Raw genomic sequence first — 12,572 nt, forward strand, 5'->3', positions numbered from 1 at the left:
TCATAAGGGAAGGCATTCCCTATTTCTATACAATTCAGAAATCTTTTATGCATTTACACAAGATATTTTACGCTCTCGTGGAATCACTTCAGGGTCGTGGTTAGGAAGTAGTTCTATAACTTGTGATTCACGACTTTTTTCACGAATCCAACCAACTGATTGGATTGCATTCCCCCGATTTTTTACAATTCCAGGAGTATAGAGCTTGTTGATATTTTTAGCAGAATATCCCGTGTCAGCTGCAAGTAGTACTTCTTGTCCGGATTCGCCACGGATGATTGTTGCGGCTAATCCTAAGCTATGTCCAGGAGTGAAAAGAAACTCAATTGAACCATCGTTAAATAAATCAAATGAGCGACCAAATGGGCCATGTCCAGTGTCTTCAATATGGAAAGTGTTCATATCAATGCCTTGACACATTTTTGTAATGTACCGTAATTTGTCGCGGTTTGCGGTTTGCCATTCTTCTTCGCTGGTCAAAAAGTTTTTAGCATCAGCGACTAAGGGTAATCCACTTGCGTGATCACTATGCAGATGACTTAACATCACATAATCAATGTCAGAAGTTTTCAAACCCAATGATTCGATTTGATCGCGAACTGACCAACCTGCTGGTAAATAAGCTTGATTAATTTTAACTTGTAAGCCAAGTTCTTTTCGTTGACTAGTCCTCACGAGGTCATTCCAACCTGTATCAATTAAAACCAATCCCTTTGGGTGCTCAATTAAATAACTAGAAACTGGCAGCGTAATTTTATTTTTATGAGATCTGAAAATACCGGTGAAATCTAATGGATTGATAGCTGCTTCATGTGCAGGTATGGATTTATCAACAGTGATCAGACCAGTGTGTAATACATGGATTTTGATTGTCATAATAATTCCCCCATAAATTTATGATGCGTTTATCATAAAACAGATACGTAAAAATATTAATATCAATATCACTCACAGTGTTAGATATCTTACACAGAGTTATGAAATGTTTCGAAAGTGAGCATCTAAATTGCTCATTTGCTGAATTGCGGCTATTCTTAATAAACGAGGTGATTAGCATGGATAAAAAAGAATTGAAGTCTCGACTGACTAAAGAAGAGTATGAAGTTACTCAAAATGCCGCAACCGAAGCACCGTTCTCCGGGGAATATGATCAATTTTATCGCGATGGCATTTACGTCGATGTTGTGAGTGGCGAACCACTGTTTTCTTCAACCGATAAGTATGATGCTGGTTGTGGTTGGCCATCATTCACTAAACCAATTGCTAAATTAGACGAGATTCGGGATAAATCATTTGGTATGGAACGGGTCGAAGTTCGTAGCCAAAATGCCAATTCACATTTGGGCCACGTGTTTACAGATGGTCCGCAAGAGGCCGGTGGGTTACGCTATTGTATTAATTCAGCTGCCATGAAATTTGTACCAGTCGATCAGTTAGAAGAACAAGGCTTTGGCGAGTATCAAAAACTATTTAAATAAATTTATTTAGTCGATTACCGAATTATAACGGGATCGACTTTTTATTTTCAAGTTGCCAGTTGACAATTAGCGTGCTAACTATTATGATTAGCATGCTAATTAACGAAAGAGGGAGCTTGAATGATTAATACTAAAAAACAAAACAATTTGATGTTCATCATTGTGATATTAATGGGAGGTTTTTTATCTTCGTTAACCGAGACGTTACTCAATAATGCCATTCCCGCAATTATGCGTGAAGTTCATGTGAGTCAAACGTCGGCTCAATGGTTGAATACTGGGTATATTTTGGCCGTCGGCATTATGATGCCACTTTCTTCGTACTTCCTAAATCGATTCCGTTTGAAACCACTTTTCATTACGACAATGGTGATATTTTTACTTGGAACTTTAATTTCGGTGATGTCATCTACATTTACATTTTTGCTACTCGGTAGGTTAGTCCAGGCAATTTCTGTCGGGATTAGTATGCCATTGACCCAAAGCTTGATGATGTTAATTTTTCCAATTGATAAGCGTGGTTCTGCCATGGGATTATCATCAATTGTAATTATTTTAGGACCCGCAATTGGGCCAACCTTATCGGGATGGATAGTTGATCAGTATTCTTGGCAAATGTTGTTTATTATTTTGATTCCGATTAGTATAATTATTATTATCTTGTCGATGATTTTTGTTCGAAATATCACCCAACCAACTGGTGATAAATTAGATTGGAAATCGCTGGCATTGTCGAGCTTGGGCTTTGGAATTCTGTTGTATAGTTTCTCTAGTATTGGAAATACTGGATCTGTTGATTTAAGTTCGTTAGTGATGGTCGTTGTCGGAATCATTTTTGTGATTTTGTTCGTCATCCGTCAACTTAAAATGGAAAAGCCAATGTTGGAAATGAAAGTTTTTAAATCAATTTCATTTACGAAAACAACAATCTTAGCCGCGTTGTCTTCGATTGCTCTACTGGGAGTGGAATTGATATTGCCACTTTATGTTCAAAATGTACGTGGAGTTTCTGCACTTGATTCTGGACTAATCATGCTGCCTGGTGCGATAATAATGGGGATAATCTCACCAATTGCAGGGCGTCTGTTTGATAAGCATGGAATCAAATGGCTAGCAATCATCGGGTTTGGTATTTTAACTCTCGCATCTGTTCCAATGATTTGGTTCGACCATACAACTAGTGTCGTACTGATAGCGACCTTGTATGCCATCCGAATGTTAGGATTGGGGTTAGTGATGATGCAGCTCAATACTTCTGGCGTCAACGCCTTGCCAGCTAAATATTTGGTTCATGGTAACACGGTTGCTTCCACATTTCGTCAAGTTGCCAGTTCATTGGGATCGGCCTTATTAGTGACGGTTTCAACCATGACTGCTAAATTAAGCGCCAACGGTCATTCTGTTACCTTGGCCAACACAGCTACTGGGTATCAGTGGACTTTCATGGTCGTCACAGGATTTTCATTGCTTTGCTTCTTAATGGCATTTACGCTTAGAAATAACACGGCTGCTGAAATTACAGGATAAATTGGAGTTTAAAATGGATAAAAAATTCTTTTCACCGCAAATCAAAATTTTGAATACCCTAATTGAAAAAGAACTTGATAAACATTTGATGGCACAAGAAGCTGGGTTTACCAGCACACAAATGTCAGTCGTCATGTATTTATTTGATCACCGCGATGAGACAATTCAGCAAAATGATTTGGATACTGAATTTAGACTGAGTCGACCAACAATCAATGGCATTATTAAACGGCTCGTCGAAAAAGACGCAATTCGTTTAGAAAAATCACCGAAAGATTCGCGAGCTAAACAAATTATTTTGCAACCACGAATCATTAATGATTTTAAACAACATCAATCTGAGTTTGAACGCGATATGACCAACCTAGAACTACGAATGTTTGCAGGCATGAATGAACAAGAAATTATTCAATTCAAAGCATCTATCGCAACTATCATCAAAAATATGCAATAAAATAATCCTCATAATAGTCGTAATTGACTACTATGAGGATTGAATTTTGTAATTAGAACTCTTGATCTTTTAATTCTTTACGATTCAAAATTAAGTTAAGAACGACAGCGGTTACGCTACCAACGACCACACCATTGCTTAACATAATTTGTAGTTCAGTACCCAAGTGTTGGAAGATTTGAGGGTAAGTATTAACGCCAATTCCTAAGCCAATCGACATTGAAGCAATTAGCAAATTACTACTCTTAGAGAAATCAACTTTATGAAGGATTTGCATTCCTTGTACGCCAACCATGCCAAACATAACGACCATTGCGCCACCAAGGACAGCACTAGGGATAATTGTTGCTAAGGCACCAATTTTAGGTAAAAGTCCAAGGACAATTAGGAAGAATGCGGCAAAATAAACTGGTTTTCGAGTTTTTACACCGGACAGTTTTAAGACACCAACGTTTTGAGAAAAAGTTGAGTAGGGGAAAGTGTTGAAGAGTCCACCTAAAATGGCGGCAATTCCTTCAGCACGGTAACCTTTCTTCAAATCATTAGTCCCTAATTTTTGACCAGTGACATCACTTAATGCGAAATAGACACCGGTTGATTCAATCATGGTCGTGATTGAAACTAACATCATCGTGACCATTGAAGAAGCGTTGAATTTGGGTACTCCAAAATAAAAGAATTGAGGGAGGTGGAACCAAGAAGCTTGAGAGACCGGATCAAGTGAAATAACACCCATCGCTCCTGCCAAAAATGAACCAGCTAAGATTCCAATTAAAATGGCAATGGCTTTGATAAAACCTTTGGCAAAAGCGCTAATTCCAATGATAATGACCATCGTAACCAAACCGATAATTAAATTATTAGAATTACCAAATGATTTGGCAGTTAAATCGCCGCCGCCCCAATTTTGAAAACCAACTGGCACCAAAGTAAAACCAATAATAGTAATTAATGAGCCTGTGACAACGGGAGGAAAAAGATATTTCAAACGCGCAAAGAGGCCAGCAATTAAGAAAACGAAAATTCCAGCAGCGATGATGGCACCGTACATATAGGTAATACCAAGCTTGCCACCGATTGAAGCCAGTGGAGCCACTGCTTGCACTGCACATCCAAGCACAACTGGTAAGCCAATCCCGGTTAATGGGGTCGTCCGCAATTGTAGTAAGGTCGCGATTCCACACATAAAAATATCGGCAGAGACGAGATAAGTCATTTGGTCGGCATTGAAGTGCAACATCGAACCAATCAAAATTGGTACTAAGATATCACCAGAATACATAGCTAACAAATGTTGAATTCCTAAAATAGCAGCTTTCCAATTCGAGACATTTTCTGATTGCGTTGGTGAATTTAACGTACTGGCTTCCTTCACAATAATCCTCCTGTGCTAACCACCTAGTCTAATTAGTCTCAAGAATACAAAAAGAGACCGAGGTGGGGAACCTCAATCTCTGTATACGAACTTCATTTGATTAATTGTGTTCCAAAAACCAACAATCTACGTTTAACTCAAAATGTTTTGCAGCTGTGCTGCGTCAACATTTTATTGTTAATCCTCGATTGTTACCGGTCTTTGTCACAACTTAATCAATGCGTATAGTCCGAAGTTTACGGCTTCGGGTAGAGACTCGCCGACCATATTACGGCATTATATAGGCAGTTGCGATTTAATTTGTAATAAAATACTAACACTGGAACTGACGAGTGACAAGCTTATTGATGGAAAACACGAATGAAACCGGTCACAAATTAAAAATTGATGAATAAAAAACGAATGTTAACTTTAAAATTCGCCAGTTTGTGCGTAATTACTGATTTTACCTAATAAGGTACTAATGTTGAGACCAAAACGCAGTTCGGTTTCCGCCGCGGCCGTGTGTTTGAGAGTTTCATAAGTCCCATCTGTCGCCATGCGAATGGCATCACCGAGTGATTCTTCGTGAAGCAAAAATCCAGCCAATAGGGCAGCAAAAACATCACCACTGCCAAAAAAATGGCCATTAATAATTGGACAACTATAATAGATGATTTTGCCATCTTCTAGCCAGACACAACCCGTTTGAGCACCGACTCTTACATCGGTAATGATTGCGTGGGAGTCCTTTGGCATTAGTTGTTCTAGTGATTTCAATAAAATAGTTTGTTCATTTTCAGTTGGGTTATCACCAATAGTAATCCCTGATAATAGTTGAGCTTCGGTGGTATTGGGGACGATCACATCTGCATACTGCAGTAGGGTCTTCATTGATACGGAATATCGTTTTGGCAAACCTGGGTACAATTCGCTTTGATCAGCCATGACAGGATCAACGACGACCAACGGTAGGTGCTGGCCAGCAAGGTAATTACTGAGCTGTGTGACTAATTCGCCCGTACCTAAGTAGCCAATTAAAGCCCCTGACAGTTGAATATTTTGTTGTTGCCAATGTTTAAAAGTTGACTCAAGCCAACCATCCGCTGGCAATTTAGCCGGTGTGTCAAAGCCTTCCGTTTGTGTAGATAACAAACTTGTTGGTAAAACTGCTAATGGTGAACCGAAAGCAGCCAAAATTGGATTTGCGACGCTTAACGACAAACTGCCAATGGCAGATAAATCTTGAGCAACTAAAAATGGATGTTCTAGTTGTATATTTTGCATGATGTTTCCTTTCTGAAGGGAACTACACTTTTAGTGTTTGTTTTAATTTTAAGGCTAAAGGATAGCCAATCACGGCGCCCACGACACCTTGAATGGAATTAGTTGGAATTCCGGCCAATCCAGCAACGGGCTTGTATAAGATGGCATCGGTAATAAAGTAACCAAGGACCATGACCACAATTCCGGCGATTAGCGCCAGAATTTGAGCTTTGCGTCCCTTGTTGTAACCAAGCCAACCAACAATCAAGCCCTCAAGGCCGTGCACAATGAGTGAAAAGACCATATATTGAGCATAACCTGAAATTAAATCTAGTAAGAAACCGCTTAAACCGCCAACGATTAAGCCGCCACGTTTACCATACATTAGCGCAGCAATAATAATACCGGCATCGCATAAATTAACGTTGCCATGTGTCATTGGTACGGGAATCAAGAAAACACGAGCTACAACCACCGTGACTGCAACCAATAGTGCTAAAACAACAGATCGACGTACTGAATAAGATGAACTCATACCAAAAACCTCTTTTCTCTCTTAGCTGTCTTTTATTATAACTATTTCTTAATAAAAAGTTAAAAAGAAACAGATTAGTTACATAATTGTAATAAGACAAAATACGGGAATTGTTCACATAAAAATGATCATGCAGTTAAACCGAAGTCTGCATGATCATTAATTGTAAGTTGGTTGTTGGGATTTAATGTGAAATTTTAGATTGTTTTGAAGATGTTAATCATCGAATTCGGTGTAATCGAAGTAGTCGAAGGTTGCAGCTTCTTCGTAACCAGAATAGTCAACAGCAGCGAGTCCGACAAAGGCACCGGTGAAAAAGCCACCATAGTTTCGCAAGACATAGTCATCTGAAAGGATTGCTGCATCAAGTTCAACTGGAATTTCATTCCAAAGTTCACCATCAAATGAATATTCATAAGTATATGATTGTTTGCGAACCTTGGTTTTGAACCAGACGTAATCTGTCCCGTCTGGAATCTTGACGGCGTCATCTTTGAGGAATGAAGTGTAGTTATTGTTGTCGTTTTGAGCAACCTCAATGACTGCACCCTTGTTTTCATCCCAAGTGATGTAAATCCATGACCAGTGCTTATCGTTATAAAAGTTAGTTAAGCCAGCCATTTGTTGGTAAGTATAAGGATCGAATTTAACCTTAGTCTCAGCATCAAAATTAAAGGCTTGCCAACGTGATGCAATCAGTGAAGTATCGAAGGTACCGGCCAGTGAACCGCGACCAATCAGCTTTAATTCACCATTGCCGTATGAACCCATTGTTGCAGTGAAAGGAATGCGGAGAGTATTCCAATCAATATCAAGTGCTGGTTTATCAAAGTTATCGTGACGAGAATGGTTCAATGGAGCGTCAGTCAAAATGGCATCTTTAGGGGCTTCGACTTCAACTTGACCACCATGACCACCAACGACACGAGGCCAATCTTGATCATCCCATTCCACTTTTTGAATTGAGGTTTCACGACCTAATGTACTCCAACCACGTGGATCGGTTGATGATTCGTTAGGGTGATTCCAAGGACGTGAGACAAGTGAAGCGTAATACCATTCGCCGCCTGGGGTATCAACTAAGGCACCATGGCCTTGTTTTTGTAAATAGAATCCTGGAGTATCAAGGTTGGTGATGAATGGCCCATCGGGTTCAGTTTCAAATGAGTGTGGGTCAAGTGTCTTTGAACGCGCAACGACTTCTTGATGGGTGAAGACTGTTCCGCCTTCAGCAGCAAATAGGTAGTATTGACCCTTAATATTGTAAAGATGAGGACCTTCGACCAGTTTAACGTCGGTGCCATCATAGATGGTCCGGGCAGTGTGTGGTTTGAGCTTCATGGTAGAAGTATCAAATTCCGTCAAAGTAATTCCATCAAATGGATGATGATATTCACGGTGATCCCAAGTTTGTTGAACTAAATATTTTTTACCATCGGTGTCATGGAATAGTGAGGCATCAAAACCAACACCATTGACTTTAATTGGATCTGACCAAGGACCACGAATGTCGGTGGCAGTAGTTAAATAATTGGTCATATCTTTAAAAGCGCCTTCGGTAATTTTAACATCAGTATAAATTAGCCAAAATTTACCATCTGCATATGACAAATCTGGAGCCCAAATACCGCCTGAGGAAGGATTACCTTTCATGTCTAACAGTGTGGTGGTTGATAGTGGTGAGGGGAGCAGGTTCCAATGAACCATATCTTTTGATTCGTGTAAACGAACGCCGGGGAACCATTCGAAAGTAGAATTAGCAATATAATAAGTGTCTCCAACGCGAATCATACTTGGATCAGCGTTAAAACCGGGAAGCACGGGATTAGTAAGTTTCATGTTTAAAATTCCTTTCTAAACAATTATTTTATAAATTACCAGCTTTTTTACGTTGGTCAATTTCAAGATTAATTTTCTTAACATCATTATCACTTAGTGGGTAACGACTCATGATGAACATAGCAACTACGGCAAGAATAACTGGCAACCAGATCATTGAGATTTGGATACCCATCAAGGCACCGGCACTTTGAGTTTTAGCAGTACCATCAAAGTGAGTAGCAGCGTTAATATAGCCTGGAATGATACCACCTAAAGCAAGACCAATCTTGAAGAAGAGTCCCATTAAAGCATTGATGATACCGGCAACACGTTTCTTAGATTTGTATTCACCATAAGAAACAACTTCAGGAACCAATGACCACATGTAGCCAGTTGCAGCAGTGATACCCCATTGTTGTAAGAAACGACCAATGTAACCAAGGGCAACACTATCTTTAAAGGCAGGTAATGACCATGCATAAAGAATTAATGTACCGATAATAAAGAGGGTTAGGAAAATATAGAAGAATTGTTTTTTACCAATTCGTTTACGAACGATTGGCCATAAGAAGACAAGGAAAATCCCAGGAATCGAGCCAATCAAGTTAATTGATGAAATCCATTCTGAGTGTCCAACACTGTATTGCATGTAGAAAGGCCATACAGTGTTTCCAAAGAACATGAAAGTAAATCCGATTAAGAAGAATAGTCCCAGAATTAAGAGTGGACGGTTACGTTTTAATTCCGCAAACAAATCGGAATATTTAACGTTATCAGATTCTGCCTTTGTAGGAAGTACTCGTTCGTGAATACCAAAGTAGGTAAACATTAACATTGCAAATCCGATTACCATGTAGATGGCCATCACTGTAAAGTAGGCAGTTCCCGCTTTAGGTGAGGTGTAATCTCCCAAGTTCATATGAAGTCCGAAGAACCCAATGTCCTTGGATTGTTTGTCTGGAGAAGCAAGTTGTACGAATAATGGCAAGAATGTGTAAACTAATAAGTTACCAATGTTTGCCTCTGTCATACGAACTGTGGTTAAGGTAGAAACTTCGTCATTATCACGAGTTAAAGATGCGTTTAAAGCACCGTAAGGAATATTAACTAATGAATAAGTTAAAGCAGTAACCAAGTATGCAATAAATGCATAGGCGATGTTACCACGAACAGCGTCGATTGGTAAGAATAGCATTGCTGAGAATATAGTTAGCGGTACACCAGCATAGACGAGGTAAGGGCGATATTTTCCGCTCTTGAAGTCATGCTTATCAATAACTGCACCAACCCATGGATCCCAGAAAACGTTAACCCAACGAACTACCAAGAAGATTGTTGCACCGGCAGCAGCTGAAATACCGTACACAGTGGTTAAATAAAATAGCAACATGGAACCGATAGTACCAAAAATCAAGTTTTGCGCCAGATCACCAGCACCGTAACTGATTCGCTCACGCCAAGTTAGCTTGGCGAATTCATCTGTAGATGAACTTTGAGGATTTGAGGCCATAATTGAAACTCCCTTCAAAATGTGTGAAATAGATAACGATTAGTTGGTAAACTGAACCAACAAATGATTATATTTATATTGTATCCGCTTTCAGAATATATAAAAGAGTATTTGATAACAGAAATTTGTCAAATTGTAACCTGATGACTTGGGCAAAATAAAAAGCGGTCTATTCGAAATAGCCGCTTTCTTTAAGGGAGCTTACCTTGCGTTTATGATTGATTTGTTGCTGATATTTACTAGGGGTGAGTCCAGACCATTTCTTAAATTGTTTACTGAAACTGGACTGATCTGGAGCGCCAATCATATAAGAAATTTGCTCAATTGAGTATTCTGGTGTCCCCAATAATAACTTAGCTTTCCGGTATTTTTGTTCTTCAATCAAATGCAACGGGGTAATACCATAAACTTTTTTGAACACACGGTGACCATAACCGGAACTGATGTTGTGGGTCTTACAAATTCCTCCAAAATTTAGGCCATCAGTATTGGCGTTTTCAACTGCTGTCTCGATTGACATTGCAATTGAACGGGCAACCTGAGCTTCACGTTCGCTGTATTTGGAGCGTTGTTGGTTCTTATATTCAGGTAGAAGCGAAAGCAAACTACCAAGAAATTGTAGAAATTCAATTTGAATTTTGAGCTTCTTTTCTACCAGAGAAACATCGTTGGCATCACTCAAAACAATCATTTCTTTAGCCGTTTTAATAGCAATTTGGGCAATTTGATTAGTGGCGTGGATAACGTCATTAGCGATGTAGCTAATGATTTCAGATTTTAGTTGTAAGCTTTCAATATTAAAGTGGAAACAGATGTAAGTCATCTTCTCAGACTTACTAGAATTGTAATTGTTGTGCAAAGTACCTGGTGAAATAAAGAGTGCATCGCCAGGCCCATAGGTTAACTGGTGGTCACCAATCACAGTCGTTTGATGACCTTCAATAATACACATTAATTCAAATGCTTGGTGTTTTTGTTCGAAAAACGACCAACCACCGGGCACAGTCCGGATATGACCACCGAAAATGTGTAGGCTCGATTCAATTGCTGGAATAGAAACAAATTTCTCCATCGTGACACCTCAATTGTAAAAATAACAGCGGGAAAAGTTTGAAAAAACAAATGTTTGATTTGCAGTTAAAATACTGTATCGTAGTAACAGAAGAGAGAAAGCTCAGTCGATAAATTATTTCAATAATAACTAAAATGTATCCGTTTTCATTATAACAGTCTAGTTTGATTTTTGCTCAAAATTTGTCAAATCATGACTATTGTGGATTTTCTCACAATTATATTTTTAAAGGAGAAGGAAAAAGGTGACAAAGTATAGATTACAGGTCGTCGTTTTTGTGTTGACGGCTTTTATGTTAGGTTGTAATGAATTTATGGTCGTAGGGGTGATTTCTGATATTGCCAAATCATTTGGCATCTCCATCGCTGTGGTGGGATATCTGGTGACCGCTTTCGCGCTGGTATATGCAATTAGTACCCCATTTATCACGATTTTTACCAGTCAGTATAATCGGTTTAAAGTTTTGATGACGCTGATGGTTGTTTTCATTGTTGGGAATACCCTCGGCGCAGTGGCTTCCAATTATGCGATTTTGATTGCTTCGCGGGTGATGACGGCTATGGTAGCCGGATCAATTATTTCATTGATTATGACGTTTGCAACGACCATCGCACCCATGGATAAGCGAGCCGGTTTAATTTCATGGTTATATTCTGGATTCAGTATTGCTTCAATTATTGGCGTGCCAATTGGAACGACCATTAGTACTAACTATGGTTGGCGGAATGCTTTTTGGGTCGTGTCAGTGGTGGCAATTTTGACGTTTGTTGCCCTCATTTTTATTCTGCCGCGTGATACCAAGCAGGTGAAGAGTACCTTGCTGGGCCAACTGACATTATTGAAAGACTCACGGATTTACGTTGGGGTCTTCGCTATTTTAGGTTCTGCGGCGGCGATGTATGGCTACTATACATATATTCGGCCACTTTTGACCGACGCTTTGGGATTCAGTTTAGGAATGTTGAATATACTACTGTTTGCCTTGGGGATTACTAGTATCGTTGGTAACCAATTATCCGGGCGCATCGCGGATAAAAGTGGAATATCCAAAATGCCACAGATTTTTATTTTGGAAATGGCCCTACTGTTGGTGATGCCACTAGCGCTCAATTATAAAGTTACCGGGCTAGCCGTATTATTGATAGTCGGTGTAGTAACGGCCTTGTTAGGGGCACCGATGCAAGTGCATTTTTTGGGGGTAGCTGAAAAAGACTATCCACAATCATTAGTATTGGCCTCCTCCTTGAGCTCAATTTTTTTTAATTTTGGAATTTCTTTGGGATCAGCGACGGCCGCTGCCCTACTTGGAATTATTGGCTTAAAGAATATCAGTTTAATTGCTTTTGGATATGCGTTGATGACGTTTATCTTGATTGTGATATTAAATAAAATCTTGAAGGAGAACCCAGTTAGAGAGTCTCGTTAATTTGAGGCTTTTTTTGGAACGGAGCAAGGAAACACGTTCTTTCAAGGACGTAATGGATTGCTCTTTTTTATTGCCCGAAGGGCTATTGTAGATGGTGTTAATAAAAAGTGCTATAATTACTAGTATGAA

Annotated in this window: 11 protein-coding genes and 1 riboswitch; of the genes, 4 read left to right on the forward strand and 7 right to left on the reverse strand. The window is 39.3% G+C overall.

The features are described 5' to 3' along the window. Positions 1 to 45: 45 nt before the first annotated feature. Complete coding sequence (locus FFM59_RS08600; protein ID WP_225420335.1) at positions 46 to 876, reverse strand: N-acyl homoserine lactonase family protein; 831 nt, start codon at positions 874 to 876, stop codon at positions 46 to 48. Positions 877 to 1,055: 179 nt separating this feature from the next. On the opposite strand from FFM59_RS08600, the gene msrB reads away from it, so the two are divergent. The 3 genes from msrB to FFM59_RS08615 all read left to right on the forward strand — a co-directional run bounded on the left by msrB (position 1,056) and on the right by FFM59_RS08615 (position 3,459). Beyond that, complete coding sequence (gene msrB / locus FFM59_RS08605; RefSeq protein WP_137602632.1) at positions 1,056 to 1,478, forward strand: peptide-methionine (R)-S-oxide reductase MsrB; 423 nt, start codon at positions 1,056 to 1,058, stop codon at positions 1,476 to 1,478. 120 nt (positions 1,479 to 1,598) lie between these two features. Beyond that, complete coding sequence (locus FFM59_RS08610) at positions 1,599 to 3,005, forward strand: MDR family MFS transporter (RefSeq protein WP_137602633.1); 1,407 nt, start codon at positions 1,599 to 1,601, stop codon at positions 3,003 to 3,005. A gap of 13 nt (positions 3,006 to 3,018) precedes the next feature. Then, positions 3,019 to 3,459 carry a MarR family winged helix-turn-helix transcriptional regulator gene (locus FFM59_RS08615; protein ID WP_137602634.1) on the forward strand — a complete coding sequence of 147 codons (441 nt, stop codon included), beginning with the start codon at positions 3,019 to 3,021 and terminating at the stop codon, positions 3,457 to 3,459. A 52-nt stretch (positions 3,460 to 3,511) separates the two neighbouring features. Here the strand turns inward: FFM59_RS08615 and FFM59_RS08620 are convergent, their stop codons facing one another. From FFM59_RS08620 to FFM59_RS08645, 6 genes are all read right to left on the reverse strand, one after another. Beyond that, complete coding sequence (locus FFM59_RS08620; RefSeq protein ID WP_371858094.1) at positions 3,512 to 4,768, reverse strand: nucleobase:cation symporter-2 family protein; 1,257 nt, start codon at positions 4,766 to 4,768, stop codon at positions 3,512 to 3,514. A gap of 271 nt (positions 4,769 to 5,039) precedes the next feature. Further along, positions 5,040 to 5,138, reverse strand: a riboswitch (purine riboswitch). A 107-nt stretch (positions 5,139 to 5,245) separates the two neighbouring features. Further along, entirely contained in the window at positions 5,246 to 6,100 is an 855-nt protein-coding gene (locus FFM59_RS08625) for a PfkB family carbohydrate kinase (protein ID WP_137602636.1), read from the reverse strand. A 22-nt stretch (positions 6,101 to 6,122) separates the two neighbouring features. Next, complete coding sequence (locus FFM59_RS08630) at positions 6,123 to 6,614, reverse strand: ECF transporter S component (RefSeq protein WP_137602637.1); 492 nt, start codon at positions 6,612 to 6,614, stop codon at positions 6,123 to 6,125. Positions 6,615 to 6,830: 216 nt separating this feature from the next. Further along, a complete protein-coding gene (locus FFM59_RS08635; protein ID WP_137602638.1) occupies positions 6,831 to 8,453 on the reverse strand; it encodes a glycoside hydrolase family 43 protein in 1,623 nt (540 codons plus the stop codon). A 28-nt stretch (positions 8,454 to 8,481) separates the two neighbouring features. Then, entirely contained in the window at positions 8,482 to 9,945 is a 1,464-nt protein-coding gene (locus FFM59_RS08640; protein WP_137602639.1) for an MFS transporter, read from the reverse strand. A 169-nt stretch (positions 9,946 to 10,114) separates the two neighbouring features. Then, complete coding sequence (locus FFM59_RS08645; RefSeq protein ID WP_137602640.1) at positions 10,115 to 11,017, reverse strand: helix-turn-helix domain-containing protein; 903 nt, start codon at positions 11,015 to 11,017, stop codon at positions 10,115 to 10,117. 244 nt (positions 11,018 to 11,261) lie between these two features. Here FFM59_RS08645 and FFM59_RS08650 point away from each other — a divergent pair, with 244 nt between their 5' ends. After that, a complete protein-coding gene (locus FFM59_RS08650; protein WP_137602641.1) occupies positions 11,262 to 12,443 on the forward strand; it encodes an MFS transporter in 1,182 nt (393 codons plus the stop codon). The last annotated feature ends 129 nt before the right edge of the window (positions 12,444 to 12,572 follow it).

The sequence above is a fragment of the Paucilactobacillus nenjiangensis genome (genome assembly GCF_005405445.1).
Lineage (GTDB): Bacteria > Bacillota > Bacilli > Lactobacillales > Lactobacillaceae > Paucilactobacillus > Paucilactobacillus nenjiangensis.